This window comes from Pseudoalteromonas sp. TP27 (genome assembly GCF_056470645.1).
In genome coordinates this window covers 22812-41026 of record NZ_JARDAK010000010.1, presented here as the reverse complement: position 1 = coordinate 41026, position 18215 = coordinate 22812, and the positions used below count along the sequence as shown (strand labels likewise).

14 protein-coding genes are annotated in these 18215 nt (G+C 37.7%); 8 read left to right on the top strand and 6 right to left on the bottom strand.

The window, feature by feature from the left end; genetic code table 11:
- Positions 1–93 precede the first annotated feature (93 nt).
- Both PX700_RS12750 and PX700_RS12745 read left to right on the top strand, forming a co-directional pair.
- Positions 94–2496 (top strand): TonB-dependent receptor, encoded by a 2403-nt coding sequence (locus PX700_RS12750; RefSeq protein ID WP_415638062.1) that lies wholly within the window; start codon positions 94–96, stop codon positions 2494–2496.
- A 32-nt stretch (positions 2497–2528) separates the two neighbouring features.
- Entirely contained in the window at positions 2529–3917 is a 1389-nt protein-coding gene (locus PX700_RS12745; protein ID WP_415638063.1) for a 5-methyltetrahydrofolate--homocysteine methyltransferase, read from the top strand.
- 107 nt (positions 3918–4024) lie between these two features.
- On the opposite strand, the gene PX700_RS12740 is transcribed toward PX700_RS12745, so the two are convergent.
- The 6 genes from PX700_RS12740 to PX700_RS12715 all read right to left on the bottom strand — a co-directional run bounded on the left by PX700_RS12740 (position 4025) and on the right by PX700_RS12715 (position 12540).
- Positions 4025–5326 (bottom strand): DEAD/DEAH box helicase, encoded by a 1302-nt coding sequence (locus PX700_RS12740; protein ID WP_415638064.1) that lies wholly within the window; start codon positions 5324–5326, stop codon positions 4025–4027.
- Between the two features lie 139 nt (positions 5327–5465).
- Entirely contained in the window at positions 5466–6665 is a 1200-nt protein-coding gene (locus PX700_RS12735; protein ID WP_415638065.1) for an alpha/beta hydrolase-fold protein, read from the bottom strand.
- A gap of 110 nt (positions 6666–6775) precedes the next feature.
- Positions 6776–8596: a glutamine--fructose-6-phosphate transaminase (isomerizing) gene (glmS, locus tag PX700_RS12730; protein WP_479520891.1), complete on the bottom strand. Its 1821-nt coding sequence runs from the start codon at positions 8594–8596 to the stop codon at positions 6776–6778.
- A 40-nt stretch (positions 8597–8636) separates the two neighbouring features.
- Entirely contained in the window at positions 8637–9401 is a 765-nt protein-coding gene (locus PX700_RS12725) for a DeoR/GlpR family DNA-binding transcription regulator (protein ID WP_166421745.1), read from the bottom strand.
- A 109-nt stretch (positions 9402–9510) separates the two neighbouring features.
- Entirely contained in the window at positions 9511–10161 is a 651-nt protein-coding gene (locus PX700_RS12720) for a helix-turn-helix transcriptional regulator (RefSeq protein ID WP_415638073.1), read from the bottom strand.
- A 309-nt stretch (positions 10162–10470) separates the two neighbouring features.
- Positions 10471–12540, bottom strand: coding sequence for a winged helix-turn-helix domain-containing protein (locus tag PX700_RS12715; RefSeq protein ID WP_415638074.1), 2070 nt, complete (start codon positions 12538–12540; stop codon positions 10471–10473).
- A 189-nt stretch (positions 12541–12729) separates the two neighbouring features.
- On the opposite strand from PX700_RS12715, the gene PX700_RS12710 reads away from it, so the two are divergent.
- The 6 genes from PX700_RS12710 (at position 12730) to PX700_RS12685 (ending at position 18202) form a co-directional block, all read left to right on the top strand.
- Positions 12730–12924: a hypothetical protein gene (locus tag PX700_RS12710; protein WP_415638075.1), complete on the top strand. Its 195-nt coding sequence runs from the start codon at positions 12730–12732 to the stop codon at positions 12922–12924.
- Entirely contained in the window at positions 12924–14042 is a 1119-nt protein-coding gene (locus tag PX700_RS12705) for a hypothetical protein (protein ID WP_415638076.1), read from the top strand. The genes PX700_RS12710 and PX700_RS12705 overlap by 1 nt, the downstream gene beginning before the upstream one ends.
- Before the next feature lie 90 nt (positions 14043–14132).
- Positions 14133–14303, top strand: a complete 171-nt coding sequence (locus PX700_RS12700; protein ID WP_179959201.1) for a hypothetical protein — start codon at positions 14133–14135, stop codon at positions 14301–14303.
- Between the two features lie 48 nt (positions 14304–14351).
- On the top strand, positions 14352–15377 hold the full coding sequence (locus tag PX700_RS12695) for a radical SAM protein (protein WP_415638077.1): 1026 nt from the start codon (positions 14352–14354) through the stop codon (positions 15375–15377).
- 4 nt (positions 15378–15381) lie between these two features.
- On the top strand, positions 15382–16077 hold the full coding sequence (locus tag PX700_RS12690) for a hypothetical protein (protein WP_415638078.1): 696 nt from the start codon (positions 15382–15384) through the stop codon (positions 16075–16077).
- Between the two features lie 10 nt (positions 16078–16087).
- Positions 16088–18202 (top strand): peptidase domain-containing ABC transporter, encoded by a 2115-nt coding sequence (locus PX700_RS12685; protein WP_415638079.1) that lies wholly within the window; start codon positions 16088–16090, stop codon positions 18200–18202.
- Positions 18203–18215 lie beyond the last annotated feature (13 nt).

The following is an 18215-nucleotide window of genomic DNA, read 5'->3' as shown; positions in this document are numbered from 1 at the left end:
ATAAGCATTTAAATAACAATCGTTAATTACACTTGATACATTATAACATTTCCAGCACAATTGATATAGTATAACATTTCAAGGAAAGCAAGAATGAAACGTAAATCGCAGTTAGCTATTTTAATAGCGGCATTATTACCCGCAAGTGTGCTTGCACAGTCCATAGTGGGCACTGTTTTAAATACAAAAGGGAGCGCTGTAAATAATGCAGTAGTAGAACTTGAAGGCTCAGATATAAAGGTAACTACCGATAAAAACGGTAAATTTGTTATAGCAGAGCTAAACAATGGCTTAAAAGAGCTTCACGTTGTAGCCCCTGGCTATGCGCATCTTCATCGCGATATAACAATAACGAATGATGAAAACCAATCTGTTACGTTTAATTTAAAGCGTTCGCCTATTGAAGTTATTGATATTGAAGCAACCCCTATTCATATGTCGGCAATGGAATCTGCCTCACCTGTAAGTGTGCTCTCTGGCGAACAGCTAAGACGACAACAAGCTGCAACACTTGGCGATAGCCTTGAAAAGCTCCCAGGTGTAAATACTAACTTTCATGGCAAAGTTGCGAGTACGCCTATAATTCGTGGGCTAAGTGGACCGCGCGTGCTTATCACTCAAAATGGTCTTGATGTTAGCGATGTATCAAGAGTTGGTCCTGATCACTCTGTTGCATCAGAAGCGTCTACCGCACAACAAATTGAAGTATTACGTGGTCCTGCAACCTTATTTTATGGCAGTGGCGCCATTGGTGGCGTTGTAAATATAGTTGATAACCGCGTACCAACCGACAGTACAACCCGTGGCGAATGGAACGTAGAACATAACTCGGTTGATAACCAAAAAGTAGCCTCGTTTAATGCCACCACAGGCACTGATTCATTTGCATTTTATGCCGATGCATTTTGGCGTGAAGCCGACGACTACGAGGTGCCTGTAGCTGCCGATATAGATAGCAACGGTGAAGAGCATCATGGCGATTACACTGTTGAAAACAGTAATGAAGAGTCCGACGGTTTTACTGTTGGCGCTAGCTATTTAATGGATAACGGATTTATTGGCATAGCGGTAGAGCAATTTAATCGTCAATACGGCATTCCTGGTCATACGCACGGCGATGAAGAAGAGGAAGAACACAGCGACGAAGAAGAGAGCGTATTTGCTGATTTAGAGCAAACTAAGGTGCAATTATTAGGTGAGTACAACCTAGATAATAAATGGCTAAACAAAGTAAACCTGCGCGTTGGCCATACCGACTACGAACACGCTGAAATTGAAGGGGGCGCTATTGGCACTACCTTTAAAAACGAAACAAATGAATTACGTATAGACCTACTACATAACCAATTTAGCGAGTGGAATGGCGGCATTAGCTTTCATTACAAACAAAGCGATGTTGAAGCACAAGGTGAAGAGGCTTTTACGCCTCCATCAAAGACAGAAAGCTTTGCTGTAGCATTAATGGAAGAAAGGCACTTTGGTGATTTTTTAGTGCAAGTAGGTGGACGTATAGAGCGTGTAACAATTGAAGCTGGCAACGTATTACTGCCAGACATTGACGCTCACGCACACGATGAAGCAGAAGAAGCCGACGAACATGATCACGAAGAAAGTGCCGAAATTACTCGCGTATTTGATGTAGAGCATGAGTTTACGCCAGTCAGTTTATCGGCAGGGGTAGTATGGGATTTTACACCTGACTATAACTTAGGGCTTTCGGTATCTCGCTCTGAACGTGCGCCTTCTGCCTCTGAGTTGTTATCGTTTGGGCCACATATTGGTACTGGCACTTACGAAGTAGGCGCACTATTTGATTTAGACGACGATGGGCATTTAGGTTTATCTGATCAAGCAATAGATCTGGAAACAGCCAATAATATCGATTTAACCCTGCGTAAAACTCAAGGCGATGTTGGCTTTATTTTAAATGCCTTTTACAACCAAGTAGATAACTACTATTACCAAATAGACACCGGTTTATTCGCAGAAAGTGGCCACGATCATGACGAAGAAGAAGGCGTTGACGAGCACGACCATTCATCAGAACTACCGGTTTATTTATTTAAAACAGACGACGTAATTTTACATGGTTTTGAAGCGCAAATTGCGTGGCAATTAACCGATGAGTTTAAAGTAGATTTATTCTCAGATTACGTTCGTGCACGCCTTAAAGACGGCGGCGATTTACCACGCACACCGCCACTTCGTTTTGGCAGCGAACTAAGCTATCAAACAGATAAATTAAGTGCGCATATTCACGTTACTCGCTATCAAAAGCAAGATCGCACCGCCCCACAAGAAACAGCCACAGACGGTTACACATTAGTTGATGCAAGTGTGTCTTATGACTTATCAGTACTTAATCAAGACCTTTCATTGTACCTAAAAGGGATAAACTTAACGGATACAGAAGCACGGGTGCACAGCTCGTTTGTAAAGGATATAGCGCCACGTCCAGGACGTAGTTTTGCGCTAGGTATTCGCGGTTATTTTTAAGCGTTAAAAAATTATAATTAAAGGAAATAAACATGAAAAAACTATATCAATTAAAGCTTATTGCACTGGCAATTAGTACTACATTTATCACAGCCTGTGGCGATGCAGAAACCACTATTGTGGAAAAAGATCCAATTGTTGTAGAAGACGAACATGATCATGATGATGATGATCATGACGACGGCTTTACCATAAGCTCACTTGGCAGACTTGCCATACTTGCTGGGGATAGCAACGAAGCGAGCTTTTTTGATTTAGACGATAACGCACTGCTTGATACATTTGTATTAAACGATGAGTCAAGTACGTTGTCGGCTTCGCCTGACTTTCGTTACGCTGTAATTACAAACCGAACTCAAGATTACCTAGGGTTTATAGACGGCGGTATGTGGCGCGAAGATCACGGTGAGCACTTGCATGATTATGAGCAAGGCCCTGCATTTAGTAGCTACGAGCTAACAAGTGGTAGCCGCCCTACACACTTAATGACTCACGACGGACAATTAGCAATATTTTACGATGGCGATGCAGATTCAGGTGCGCCTGCTTCTGTTGAAGTATTAACAGATAGCGATATCACTAACGCAACAGCAACACTCCCTGGTATTAGCTACGATATAAATATGCACGGTGTAGCTGAACCACGTGGTGAACATTTATTATCAACTATTCGCCGTGATGATGCAGATAACACATCGGTTGCTAAAGTACTGCCAGACCAAGTCGGCGTTTATCATTTTCATGATGGTGAATACGAACTTGAACAAACGCTAGCGCCTACATGTCCTGATTTACACGGCGCAGCACAAAACCACGACTATGTTGTATTTGGTTGTGGTGATGGTGTGCTAATAGCTCATCAACAAGATGATGTATACGAAGCACAAAAAGTGGCAAATATAGAAGCTGTAGGCACTGAACGCATTGGTACTTTATATGGCCACGAAAATAGTAACACCATTTTTGGTATTGCAGCGGCACACGATGGCAGTGGCTCAGTATTACTGAGTATTCATCCTGAAAATGCCGAAATGGAAGAAGTAGAATGGCAACTAGCCGATGGCGCAAGTGCTGTATCTTATTCTTTCTCAGCCAGTGGTGAACACTTTTTAGTTCTCGACAGCTTAGGCTTTTTAAATGTACTTACGGGGCATGACCATGATGGTGAAATGCACTGGGAACTTGCAGGCCAAGTTGATATAACACAAGAAGATATATCAACCATGCCTCAGGGCATGAACTTTAGCATGACGGTAGCTCAAAATGGTGAGTTTGCTTATGTTGCCGACCCAATTGCTCAACATATAGTGCAAGTACACCTTGAAGACTTAGAGGTTGAAGGTGAACTAGAGTTAACTTTTCCACCAGCAGGCTTAACATGGTTAGGTATTGCAGAAGTGGAAGACGGTCACGACCATTAATTTAGAAATATTAATAGTTAACACTTTAAGCTAAAGCTACAAAATAAAAACCCGTAATTAGGTTTACTAATTACGGGTTTTTACAGCTATTTATTTAGCTCTCTATGTTACTTACGGCGCCAGCCACTCCATACATCATCTATATCATCGGCTTTATTTTTTTTCTTTTTCTTGCCTGTGCCTTCTGGTTTTGCCATTGGCTTTTCATTTTTAAGCGCATCAGCTGCATCAAGGTTTGCTTGGTTTACAGCAAAACCGGTTACTTCTTCACGCTCTAGGCGTAGTTTGTTTTTCTTCTCGATTATTTTAAAGTGATGAAAATCTTCATAATCAACCAATGAAAGCGCTAAGCCTACTTCACCAGCACGGCCGCTTCGGCCAATACGGTGCATGTAATCAGAAGGGCTGCGTGGTAGATTAAAGTTTATTACCACTGGCAGTTTTTCAATATCTAAACCACGTGCAGCAATATCGGTTGCGATAAGTACTTCGATTTCGCCCGCTTTAAATTTTTCGATTACGCGAGTACGCTCACTTTGACCTTTATCGCCATGGAATACTTGTGCGTTAACACCGCGTTTTTCAAGTTTACTGGCTAAGTGTTCACAGTCTTTTTTAGCGTTTACAAAAATCAGTGCTTGGCGCCAGTTATGTGTTTTAATTAAATGCGCTAAAACAGTGGTTTTCTCGCCTTTATTTACGGTAAAAACACGTTGTACTAAGGTGCTTTCGTCTTTGCTTTGAACTTGTATTTCAACAGGGTCGTTTAATAGCTCTTGCGTTAGAGACTTAACTTGCTCAGGGAAAGTAGCTGAAAACAACATGGTTTGTTTTTTAGCAGGCATTAACGCTAATAGCTCAGCAAGCTCTTCGGTAAAGCCAAGGCTTAGCATGCGGTCGGCTTCATCAAGCACAAGCGTATTTAGTTTATCAAGCTTAATCGCGTTACTTGAGATTAAATCGAGTAAACGCCCAGGCGTTGCAACAATAATATCGGCGCCACCACGAAGAGCCTGCATTTGTGTATTAACCGATACACCACCAAACACAGCAACCGTTTTAATTACGCCATTAAAGTTAGCAGAATAAGATTTAACACTATCGGCTACTTGCGTAGCAAGCTCACGAGTAGGTACTAAAATAAGCCCTGTTACAAAGTTACCTTTGCTGGCTGTGCTTTTACTACCTTGTTCAACAAACATTTTTTGTAGCATTGGCAGCGCAAACGTTGCTGTTTTACCTGAGCCAGTATTTGCCCCTGCAATTAAATCACTGCCCGCAAGCACACTAGGTATAGCCTTAGCTTGAATTGGCGTAGGCTGGGTATATTCCAAATCGGTTAAACGAGCTAATAGATCTGGAATAAGGCCAAGTTCGGTAAAGGTGCTAGGGCTTGTTGCTGAGGTCATGAATATTACGGGCTCATTGCTAAAAAAGTAGCCTGTAATTTTAGCGTATTTAGCGATTATTAAGTAGGGATTAGTGATTTAAATAAAATTTAGCTACAACTAATAAAAAGACGCTTGCGCGTCGTTTTATTAGTTGTAGCTAAAAAACCAAGTTACGCTTATCAAACTCTGCCTGCAACCTAGCTTTTGTTTCTTTTAAGTAATTTATGTAAGGATATGAGTCGTCAGCAATCGCTAAAGCAGATTCCATATATTCAAGCGCTTGACGGGTATCGCCTTGCATTTCATAGCCATAAGATAGAGCAGAAAGCGCATCGACTGATTTTGGATAGTTTTTTATATTGTATTTAAACACTTCAATAGCACGGTTAAATTGCTTGCTACCCGTTAGATTATAACCTAGTGATCTAACAGCGCGATCTGGTGGCGATATTTGCTCACCCCACTGCTGAGATAAGTTTTGATAATAAGCATCAATAGAGGCTACATCGTCAGTTAAATCATTTATGGACATTTGTTTAGGCAAAAATAAGTTGTGATAGGCATTAAATGCACCAGCAACGGAAGTCAGGTTATGCGAGACACCATCAAACGCATCACTAAAGAAGCGTAGCTCTAGCACTTTATGCGCTTGCAGTAATTGCTGTAGTTCATCGTACCTTTCGCGCATTATGCCGCTTTCTTCGCCGATATTGATGTAAACGTAACTGTTAAGCTCTTTCGTTTTAGCTATAAACGATTTTGTACTTTTTACCGATGCGCCATAGTTCCACCAAACGGCAGGGCTGTAAGCAATATGCGCTTGGAAAAGCTCAGGGTTAGCTTGCATAGTATAAAGTGCAAACACGCCTGCTGCTGAGCCCCCAGCAATTACATTAAAGTTATGCGTACGATAACTTTTATTAATCAAGGGCATAAGCTCTTGCTCAATAAATGCTAAAAACTTTGCAGCACCACCGCCTTCACCTACTGGACCTTGTGGCTCTTTATTCACCGTTGGATATAAATCTCTTAATCGATTAGTGTTTTCAATAGCGACAATAATAACCTCGGGCGCACGATTATCATTTTGTAAGCGCTCAATAACAGCACTGGCAAGCGGTATATTACCCGCGCCATCTAAGCGATATATAACAGGATATACCTTGTTTGACTCAGCTTGATAGCTTTTAGGCAACTGTACTGTAACTGTGCGTTCTTCGTTTAAAACAGCCGATTTAAATATATGTGTGTACTGAGAGTAATCAGCGGTTTGTTGTTTAGTGCTAGATTGTGCAAAGGCACTTTGTGAACTAAAAGCAAAAAAGCTAACAAAACAAATTACGGTTAATAAACGCATGACTAATCCCTTAGAGAATAATAAGTTACTTAAGCTAACAGACTTTCAGGCACAAAAAAAGCGCCTTAAGCGCTTTTTTAACATCAATCAAAACCTATAACATATTGATTTTACTCAACTGTAACTGATTTAGCCAAGTTACGAGGTTGGTCAACGTCAGTACCTTTAATTACCGCTACGTAATACGACAATAACTGTAATGGCAGTGTGTAAACAATTGGCGCAATAATGTCGTCAGTGTGGTTTACGTTGATTACACGCATTGTGTCGTCTGACTCAAAGTGTGAATCTTTATCTGCGAATACGTAAATAATGCCGCCACGTGCGCGTACTTCTTCTACGTTTGATTTAAGTTTTTCTAGTAGCTCATTGTTTGGCGCTACAACAATAATTGGCATGTCGGCATCAATAAGTGCAAGTGGGCCATGTTTTAGCTCGCCCGCTGCGTAGGCTTCTGCGTGAATGTACGAAATTTCTTTTAGCTTAAGCGCACCTTCCATCGCGATTGGGTATTGCGAGCCACGACCTAAAAATAATGAATGGTGTTTATCAGCAAATTCTTCTGCAAGGTCTGCAATACCATCTGCAAGCTGTAATGTTTCTTCAAGCTTAGCGGGAAGTACTTTTATAGCATTTACAATGGCACTTTGATCAAGCTTCTTTTCTTGCGCTATAGACGCAGTAAGCATTAACAAACCAACTAATTGGGTTGTAAATGCTTTAGTAGAAGCTACACCAATTTCAGCGCCCGCTTTAGTCATAAAGGCAAGGTCTGATTCGCGTACAAGCGATGAGCCAGGTACGTTACAAATGGTCATTGATGCCATGTAACCTTGCTCTTTAGCTAAGCGTAATGCCGCTAGCGTATCGGCTGTTTCACCCGATTGTGAAATAGTCACAAGCAGGCTGTTTTCGTGTACAAACGACTGGCGGTAACGGAACTCAGAGGCGATTTCTACATTACAGCTAACGCCTGCAAATTGCTCAAGCCAGTAACGCGCAACCATACCTGAATGGTAAGACGTACCACAGGCAATAATTTGTACGTGTTTTACATCTTTAAATATTTGCTGAGCACTTTCGCCAAACGCATCAATTGCTACGCGATCATCGTTTAAACGTCCTTCAAGCGTATTACGTACTGCAAGTGGCTGCTCGTAAATTTCTTTTAGCATGTAGTGACGGTAATCGCCTTTACCTGATGCATCTTGCGTAATGTTTGATTCAATCACTTCACGCTCAACGGCGTTACCGTTTGCATCAAAAATTTCTACTGTGTCACGTGTAATACGTGCTACGTCGCCTTCTTCTAAAAAGATGAAGCTGCGAGTAACAGGTAATAGTGCTAATTGATCAGACGCAATAAAGTTTTCGCCAAGGCCTAAACCAATAACAAGAGGGCTACCTGAGCGCGCTACAATAATTTCGTTATCGTTATCTTTATCAAATACAACGGTACCAAATGCGCCTTCAAACTGTTTAACAGCTGCTTGTACTGATGCAAGTAACGTTGTGTGTTGCTTACGAAGTTGGTGAATTAAATGCACCATTACTTCTGTATCAGTGTCTGATAAAAATTCGTAACCATCAGCTTTTAATGCTGCACGAAGCGTAGCGTGGTTTTCAATAATACCGTTGTGCACAAGTGCTAGCTGGTTGTTTGATACATGTGGGTGAGCATTTGCTTCTGTAACGCTACCGTGTGTTGCCCAGCGTGTGTGTGCAATGCCTGTATGACCGCTAACGCCTGCTTTTTCTAAAGCTGCTTCTACGTTTACTACTTTACCGACTGCTTTTACCGTATTAAGTGTGTTGCCATCAAGCAATGCTACGCCTGCTGAGTCATAACCACGGTATTCAAGACGCTTAAGGCCTTCAACTAAAATTTTGTTTACTGGACGTTCTGCAACTGCCCCAACTATTCCACACATAGTGTCTCCATTAATTTTTTAAATACTTGCTACTCAGTAGCTATTGTATAATCTCTGCGCAAATTAGTTTTACACCACACGCCTCAATCGCTTTGCGTTTATCGTCTGCTAAGCCATTGTCGGTTATTAATGTGGTTACTATTTTCCACGGTAATTCTAAATTTGGTATTTTTCGGCCAATCTTGTCAGATTCAACCATTACTATTACTTCACGGGCAGCTTTTGCCATAACCTGGCTTAAGCCTACTAACTCATTAAAGGTTGTAGTGCCACGCTTTACATCTATACCGTCAGCACCAATAAAAAGCTGATCAAAGTCGTAAGAACATAATACATTTTCTGCAACTTGCCCTTGAAACGACTCTGAATGAGGATCCCAGGTTCCACCGGTCATCAAAAGTGTCGGCTCGTTCTCGAGCGCTAATAAACGACTAGCGACTTTAATCGCATTGGTCATAACAACGAGCCCACGTTTATTGGCAAGTTCAGGGATCATCGCTGCTGTAGTGCGTCCGCTATCAATAATAATGCGATTATGATCGTTTATAAGTGAGGCCGCCGCTTTTGCTATTGCGACTTTGCGCTTTGAATCTACTTCATCGCTAACAATTTCTTTGGGTAGTGCAATAGCACCACCGTAGCGGCGAAGTAATAAGCCACTTTTTTCAAGCGAGGTTAAATCTTTTCGAATGGTTACTTCTGATGTTTGAAACTGCTCAGCTAGCTTTTCAACAACGACTTCACCTAGCTCATTAACCTGAACCAGTATATTGTGACGACGCTGTTGTGTGTTTCGTTTAGTCATAAATTAAGTTTCGTTTCGAAAGTTAATAGATTTTAAACGAAACGATTCAAATGGCAAGATGTAGATCAAAAAAAGCGCAAAATGCGCTTTTAATTTGTCAGGGGAAACTCTATTGAGGATTCAGTAACTCTCCACTCAGAATGCATTTAACAATTGCATGTTGCCGGTTTGTACTGTTTGTCTTTTTAATGCAATTTGTTAGGTGAAAATCAACCGTTCTTTGACTAATATCTAGAATTTGACTTATCTCCCACGATGTTTTTCCAATAGATGCCCATCGAATACACTCTTTTTCACGTCGCGTAATTTTTACAACATCAAGACTTGTTAAGCGTCGGTATGCTTCAAATATTTCAACTAAAAATATTCGCCAATAATCCCCTAGCATTTTCACTTTATGAGGTTCAGCACCTAAACTTAACGATTCCAGCACAAAACAAGCCAATTTATTTTTATATACTCCTGTAGGAACTACTAATACAGACTCATAGCTGCCAATTAACTCACTAAGTTGAATTGCTTTTGTTTCATTTAAGCAATAATGAAGTAACTCCTTACGAGAATTAACATCACTCAAAAAAGAGTCATCTAATTCACCGAAATAATGAGTATCAAACTTAAATAAATCGGAGAGATCAAAAATAATAACCCCTGCTTGAACATAGCTATAACTATTTTTTATATATTTAAAAAAATCATTAAAGCCATGGATTGAGTTTATAAGCTCAATCCTAGAATGTAGTTCATTTATGTTTATCATATGCAGAACTCGATTTAGACTTATCTTTACAGAGTATAGGAAACATCACACAAGAATAACTTGGCGAGTCATTATCAGTAATTTGAGTGTTAATACCTATGGACGAATCAGCGGGATATATCACTGTTAAGAAAGTAAAAATAACTGTATAGATAAATGATGATTTGTATACATAATTCATGTTGGTGTTGCCCCTAATCTATTTGGTTTTTGTAGTTCTATTGTTCACATTAAATTTGAACTACACGATAGATATTATCAACAACAATCAGATAACTTTTTTATAACTTTGCAAAAACTAAATTTAACCTATTGAATTTCAATGGAAATAATATCACTATTTCTACTACCTAAACTTTCAACAATAATTAAACCATTCACTTTATCCACATAAAACCTTGGTCTAATTACATTAAAGTCAAAGGCTTTTGACTTTAGGCTAGAAGCATCCACATCATTTAAGTCTATTTCATAAAACATCGTATTTAACAAATTGTGATCACTCCATAATACTTTACCGTTTAATACAGCCCAATTTGTGTTTGTCTCAGTAGACACACTTACCGATATTGGAGTCATCGTTTCTTTTTGCACATCAAACCGCGATAACCTCCCTGCATTATCACCTAAGACATATCCTCCTTCAAATTGACGAATAAAGCGATAGCCGTTGAAAATAATATTTTTATTTTTATTATCAATAATATAATCAAATACTTGCCACTCACCATTACTCTTACGTGTATATAGAATGGACTTTTCATCAACTGAAAAAGTAACATCACCAATCAACTCATCAGCCTTAGAGAGGTAAGTCAGGCTGTTATCAAAGGTATTAAGAATTGTTATGCGGTCTTGAAGCTTTAATAACACATATTGCCCAGACAGAGAGGGGCTGATCAACTTGAGTGATTTTTCAGTACTCATTAACGTTGCTTTTTTTCTAGCCTTGCTTTTTTCATAAAAAATTAAGGAGCTAATACCTTTCTCTTTTATAACCATCCAGGCTTTGTTACCTAAAGGTTGATAGGCAATAATGCTACTATGTTGCTCAGGTTGTTCCTTTTGAATCATTTCAACATTTTTAAAATCACTTAATGGCAGTTTTTTCTCTATCAGAGTATTGATAATACCATTATCTCTGATAGCTAATAATGTATTAGGGGTTACTCGTTCTAATGCGATCAGGCCTCTGTTTTCATCGATAATAATATTTGAATGGCCTGTTTTAACATTCATTTTAACTAGCTGTTTATCATCTAATAAAACGATATGCTCATCATCAAGCCAATGAACATCATAGATAGCTGTATTTTGATCATGATGAAAAAGAGTTCTGCCAGTTTTTAAATCGTTTACTCGAATAGAATTACGCTTACTACCCAAATAAACTCGCAGTACAACCAGCTTACTAGAGTCTGGAGAAATGTCCGCACGACTATCATGAAATCCTTTTTGAGGAACAGAAGTAATCTCTTCAAGCAAGCCTTTTTCAGAGTTGAATTTATAGATAAGTAATGCACTTTGCTGATCTTTTTGCCCAGAAAAATAAATTACGTCATTTTCATTTTTGTCGATAAACACATCTGAGATAAAATAAAAATCAGCTACTAACGTACCTATTCCATGCGCTTTATTTGTTAGATCTACCTGCTTTAATAAAGCAATACCACCTAAATTATCGGAAAAGTACAAGCGCTCCCTATCATTAGAGAAAACCAAACCTGTAGGCAGGGTTGTATTATCTACAAGCACCTCTATAGTCTCTGTTTTCTGGTCTTTTAAATAAATATGATAATTCTTTTCATGACTTAATTTACTAGTGAATGCAATGTATCGACCTTCACTGGAGGCTGCAAAGGCTTTTTTGTCTGAGACGACAGTATTTACCACCCTAGCAGTAACTGAAACTTCATCGACATTGTATTTAAATAAAAGATAAGCTAACGAAAGAAAAAGAATCGCTATTGCAATAAGGTAAAAATAGACCTTAGCTTTTTCAGCATTCTTGTGCTCTGTTTTTTCTATACTTTTTTGTTTTTCTTCTATAGGGGAGATAATTTTTGAGACAGGACAAATTAATTTATAACCTCGCTTAGAGAGCGATTGAAGATATTTAGGATCCTTATGATTGTCATTCAAAACTATGCGTATTTTACTAATAATACGCCGTACAGCTGCATCTGACACACAACGACCTTGCCATAGATTTTCATGTAATTCATCCATTGAAATATACCGCTCATGATGCTCAATAAAATACATCAATACGGCAAAAACTTTTGGTTCAAGTACAACTAACTGCTCATTAATTTGAAGAGACATTTCCTCAGTGTCCAAACAGTACTCACCAAACTTAATCAACATAGCATTTGCCACTTACAAACCTTAACAGTCCCTTAACATGCATTATATTAACGTACTGCAATAACAATTACCACAAGGTTTTAACCAATTGATTTAAATGAAGGTTACATTTTAGTTATGTATATATCACGTATTAATTATTGTAAAAATAAATCGCGGCAATAGGCTGAATTTTTTACCCATAGCCATAAGGTATAGACAATGCATAACCACATAAAAAAAGAAAAAAATGCAATTACTGCCCGCAGAACAAATGATGGATTAATCGAAATTACAAGCCTTGAACTGCTTGATCAACTCGTCGGAGGATTCATAAGTCCAGAAGATGTTTATTGTAATGTCATTGATAATGATGAAACGCCTTCTACGAAAATAAGCCAAGAAGGCATCGGCTGATGGATATTGAAGTTTGCAAGCCATACAAGCCAAAGCTGAAGCGATTAACAGAAAAGAGAGATTTAAACTCCTTATCGAACCTTGAAGATTGGTGCGAAGAAATGTGCCTTGCTTTTGATAAAGATGTTCGTAACCAGAGTTCAAGTGACAACAAAACTCTGCATTGGCTGATTAACGCCTACCCGCTTATTTTAGCTTACCAAGGAAAAACACAAGAGAGCGAATTGTTTTTACACAGAGTAATAGCTTATTGGTCGGATAAATTTTTGCAGGATGAAAATAATCAAAACCTCATAAACTTAATCGATCCCACAATCAACTTATTACGCCTTTATAAGCTGACAAACCAACACTCAGCATACCTCAAGCTGATGGGTGAAATAGCTATTCTCGACAATACGGGCAAAGCAAAACTAGGGTCCATAAATGTCACCAAAGAAATACTAGGTGAACAATGGGAGATATTGCACTTAGCTGCAATAGATGAGTTCTTGAAGTTCTCCCTTTTGAGATCAAATTTTAATGACGTCCTCAACTTCAAAAAAGTAATACCCGCTCATTTAAAAAGTAATGACGTTTACATAGAAGCAAATGTAACGGCATTAATGAGTTTAGGTAAACATAAAGAGGCTATACAGCTTTCCTGGAAAGAAATCAGCAAAAAAACATGTATAAAGAATGGAATATACAGTTATCGCTTATATGAAGCTTTCATGGGGTTAGGAAAGCAAAGCAAAGCTAAAACTGTTATGAAACATTTAATATCAAATATGGAAAAAACCCCTCTTGATTCTTTGTCTTTACTAACTTTTTCTTCATTGATTATCGAAACAGAAAATCTTCCGCCTTCTTCACACTTGGCAAAAAAGACATTAAATAAATATATAGAAATAAAAGACGAGTTTAATTATGGAATGACTTTATGCCACCTCTATAAAAACTATCCAGATGAAGATAATAAGAAAAAAATATTAAATTTATACAATAAAACTGGTTATGAAATTTTGAAAAACAGAATAGAAAGCACATTAAATATTAAAAAAGAAATAAAAAAAGAAGATAGCATTAATTTAAAAAAAATAAGTGCATCAATAAACCAATTAATTAGCAAAGGCTAGTAAATATTACAGTTACCTTATCAATTTTAATTAGCCATAGTAGTTCCACCTCATCCAGAGGGATAAATAATACAATTGAAGGAATTTAAAATGACTAAGAAATTTGAAAATATCGAAAGCCAAGAAATTAAATTAAATGAGCTAGGTGAAGTTGAATTAAGCGAAGAACTGGCCAACGCAGTTGCTGGTGGCTTTTCTCCAGAAGAAGAAGAAGAAGAAGGCGTAACGATCAACTTTGGTTGTGGTAAAAAAGAGAAATAAAACAAATGGGGCTACTTTTCAAGCTAGCCCCATCTAAAGAGGAATATCATGTCTAATGTGCAACAAGTAAAAGGTTTTTCTAGGCAGCATCTTGCAAATAGCCTTACAAATAAAAAGTTTCAGCTTATCCTTTTCCCTACTGAGCAATGTAATTTCCGATGTGTATACTGTTACGAAGATTTTGAGATAGGAAAAATGCCTAACTGGCTCGTAGAGGCAACCAAAACTTTAATTCTCAATAAGATACCAACATTAGAGTATTTATCTCTAAGCTGGTTCGGTGGGGAGCCATTATTAGCAAAAGATATTCTTTTTGATATCGCCGAATACAGTCTATCGCTCGCCGAGCAGTACGGATGTAAACTTAGTGGTGATTTAACAACTAATGGCCTGCTTCTTGATATTAAAACGCTTACCCGACTTGTAGAGCTAAAACAGAACAGCTTTCAAATATCTATTGATGGTGATAAAGAATCGCATGATAAAACTAGGTTAACACGTAGTGGACGAGGCAGCTTTGATAAGATTTGGGCGAGATTACAAGATGCGGCAAATACCGATTTAGGCTTTGCAATAACACTTCGGGTACATGTAACTGATTTAAACCATGAAAGTGTACTAAGTTTTTGCGACCGCTATGATAAGACGCTAGGAAAAGATAATCGATTCAATCTACTTTTTCAGGCTATTGCTGATTTAGGTGGCGATAATCAAGAAGCTATCACAAACCTCACATCAAAAAAATCTGCTGCATGCTTGGTCAATGAACTAACCCAAAGATATTCAGAAAATACAGATCAACCGAGTACTAATTATATATGTTATGCCGGTAAACCTAACTCTATTGGCATTAGAGCAAACGGCAATCTTAATAAGTGTACGGTCGCTCTAAGTGACGATAGAAATACCGTTGGCAAAATCAACCCAGACGGAACATTGACCCTAAATAATGAAAAATTTAGTACCTGGATAAAAGGCTTTACGACTCTTGATAGCTGGCAAATGGGTTGCCCGCTAAGCTATATGAATAACAATAATACTGTGGGTGATATTCCCATCAAGAAAGTAAGTTAATACTATGTCTATAGTTAATATGTTCCGTAAAGAAGCCCTTAGAAATCAATATAAATCGAGTGATATAGGGAAGTCGCTTATAAAACAGCCTAAAATTATAAATAATTCTATTTCAGCTTTAATCGCAATTTTCGTATTTAGCTTTTTAGTTATTAATGTTCTAACTTTATCAACAAAAAGAAGTCTTGACGCCAAGGTCTCATCTGAACACTATACTCCGCTTATTTATAATGAAGTAGTGGTTATAAATGAGCACTTTGCGATAGATGGTGAGAGCGTTAAAAAAAATCAACAGCTACTTACTATCTCTAAGTTTGATAGTAATAGTAAGTTAGAAAAAGAGGTTATTCGATCTCCTTCCGATGGTTTGTTTTTTCATTCTTTAATCGAAAAAAATATAATACAACCATTTGAACCTCTTGGTTACCTTTTAAGTACTTCTTCAGAAAATGAGTTATCTTTTTGGATTTCTAGCAATAAAAATATGAGCATTAATGTAAATGACCACGTTACTTTAATTGTCAGCAATGATGAATTAAAAGGCATAGTTACAATGGTTATTGGTAGTAATAAAAATAATAAAGAACAAAAAATACATTTAAAATTAGAAGCTAACAATTATTCAAAACTGTCACCTAACGCAGATATAAAATTACTACTCACTCAGCAATCAGAAAAAGTCCTTAACTTAATTAAATAGTGAAATTTAAATGCGTCTCACAGACTACATTGACTTTAAACCATCAAAACTACCTCTTTTCTTACAAAGTGAAGTAGCTGAATGTGGTATCACATGTATAGCTATGATTGCTTTTTATCACGGCTATAAAGTAAATATGCTTGCTATGCGACAACGCTACCCCGTTGGTAGCCAAGGAATAACAGTTAAGCACATTTTAAAAATTGCAGATGATATTGGCCTATCTGGGCGAGTATTAAAGCTAGAGCTTGGTCAATTGTCAAAACTAAAGGGCCCAGCAATATTACATTGGAACTTTAATCACTTTGTCACACTTGCTTCGGTAAATAGGACTGGCATTATTATCCATGATCCTGCCAAAGGGAAAATCAAACTAGATTGGAAACAAGTCTCTGAAGCATTTACAGGCATAGCAATCGAGTTAACTCCAACACCTGCATTTACTGTAGCCGATGAACGAGTGAAGATGCCGCTCAGAGCATTCATTGGCAATATTGAAGGACTCGCATCCTCATTATTTAAGATATTCGTTGTCGCCTTGATTCTGCAATGCTTCCTCTTAATATCCCCCTACTATATTAGAATTGTGATAGATCATGGAATTCCACTCTCCGATAGTGGAATGTTAATATGGTTGCTAATCGCATTTATAGCCGTCACCTTACTAACAACTTTTAGTAATATTATTCGCTCAGCTGCAATTTTATATTTAGACAAAAACTTAGGTTTTCAAGTAAAAGCTAATATCCAACGCCATTTACTTCATTTACCCCTTTCGTTTTTTGAATCTCGCCATGTTGGCGATATTAAATCTAGGTTTGAAGCATTTAATGAAGTCCAAAGAATGATAAGTCGTGGTTTTATTTCTGCCATTGTCGAAGGCTTGCTAGGCATAACAACTTTAATCATTATGTATACTTACTCACCAACACTTGCTTTAGTATCTTTATCATTCCTCTCTTTCACATTATTGCTTAGGCTTTATTTAACCAACAAAGAGAATAAACATTTAGAACAAGTTTTATCCAAGCAAGCAAAAGAAAATAGCCATTTTTTAGAAACTATCAGAGCAATTATGCCCATAAAATGCTATGTAAAAGAAAGTACCCGACTTTCTTCATGGCTCAATTTATTTGCAGATACTACAAATGAAAATATTAAACGTGAAAAGGTCACGATTGCGGCAGAGATTAGCCAGGATCTAATCAGTAAAATTGAATATTTAATCGTTATATTTATTGGCGCGACATTAATAATAAATAAACAATTTACTATAGGGATGTTTATTGCTTTCCTAGCTTATAGACAACAATTTTCGAGCAGCACACAAACTCTGGTAGATCATATATTTAAGTTCAAGTTAGCCTCAACTTATTTACGGAGAATGTCTGATATAGTGATGCAAAACCAAGAGCAAGAAAATACCTCACTAACAATAACCAAAGAACAAGCAAAAGGCCACATTGAAGTTCGCGACCTGCATTTTCGATATTCAACATCCTCTCCTTGGTTATTTAAAGGAATCAATTTTAAAATAAATGCTGGAGAATCAGTCGCAATTATCGGCCGCTCTGGTTTAGGGAAATCATCACTACTTAAATTAATGACTGGATTAATTAAAGCAGAACAAGGTGATTACTTATTAGATGGGCATTCGATAAACATGCTTGGCATGAGAAACTTTCGCTCAATGTGTGCAACGGTAATGCAGAATGACCAATTACTAAATGGATCTTTAGTTGAGAATATTTCCTTTTTTGAACCTAAACCTGATCTAGATAAAATCACAGAAGCCATTAAAGGTGCTGCTATATGGCATGAGATTCAAAGCATGCCTATGGGTTTACATACTCAAGTTGGTGATTTAGGTAGCTCATTGTCAGGTGGTCAAAAACAAAGATTGCTTTTGGCAAGAGCGCTTTACAGTCAACCAATCATTTTATTTTTAGACGAAGCAACAAGCCACCTTGATGCTGCTACTGAATTGCAAGTAAATAAATATTTAAAATCAAAAAAAATAACTAGGGTTAGTGTTGCTCATAGGCAAGAGACAATACAAGCAGCAGATAGAATAATTGATCTCGAAGAATTAATTAAGAACCAAACGTTAGCCCAAGCTGTGTGATTAAATACCATGG

What these genes read in the sequence shown, in the direction of transcription:
- PX700_RS12745 (WP_415638063.1), top strand. Translation starts at nt 2,529, where the DNA reads ATGAAAAAACTATATCAATTAAAGCTTATTGCACTGGCAATTAGTACT.
- PX700_RS12720 (WP_415638073.1), bottom strand. Translation starts at nt 10,161, where the DNA reads ATGATAAACATAAATGAACTACATTCTAGGATTGAGCTTATAAACTCA.
- PX700_RS12740 (WP_415638064.1), bottom strand. Translation starts at nt 5,326, where the DNA reads ATGACCTCAGCAACAAGCCCTAGCACCTTTACCGAACTTGGCCTTATT.
- PX700_RS12710 (WP_415638075.1), top strand. Translation starts at nt 12,730, where the DNA reads ATGCATAACCACATAAAAAAAGAAAAAAATGCAATTACTGCCCGCAGA.
- PX700_RS12685 (WP_415638079.1), top strand. Translation starts at nt 16,088, where the DNA reads ATGCGTCTCACAGACTACATTGACTTTAAACCATCAAAACTACCTCTT.
- PX700_RS12705 (WP_415638076.1), top strand. Translation starts at nt 12,924, where the DNA reads ATGGATATTGAAGTTTGCAAGCCATACAAGCCAAAGCTGAAGCGATTA.
- PX700_RS12690 (WP_415638078.1), top strand. Translation starts at nt 15,382, where the DNA reads ATGTCTATAGTTAATATGTTCCGTAAAGAAGCCCTTAGAAATCAATAT.
- PX700_RS12750 (WP_415638062.1), top strand. Translation starts at nt 94, where the DNA reads ATGAAACGTAAATCGCAGTTAGCTATTTTAATAGCGGCATTATTACCC.
- PX700_RS12735 (WP_415638065.1), bottom strand. Translation starts at nt 6,665, where the DNA reads ATGCGTTTATTAACCGTAATTTGTTTTGTTAGCTTTTTTGCTTTTAGT.
- glmS (WP_479520891.1), bottom strand. Translation starts at nt 8,596, where the DNA reads ATGTGTGGAATAGTTGGGGCAGTTGCAGAACGTCCAGTAAACAAAATT.
- PX700_RS12700 (WP_179959201.1), top strand. Translation starts at nt 14,133, where the DNA reads ATGACTAAGAAATTTGAAAATATCGAAAGCCAAGAAATTAAATTAAAT.
- PX700_RS12725 (WP_166421745.1), bottom strand. Translation starts at nt 9,401, where the DNA reads ATGACTAAACGAAACACACAACAGCGTCGTCACAATATACTGGTTCAG.
- PX700_RS12695 (WP_415638077.1), top strand. Translation starts at nt 14,352, where the DNA reads ATGTCTAATGTGCAACAAGTAAAAGGTTTTTCTAGGCAGCATCTTGCA.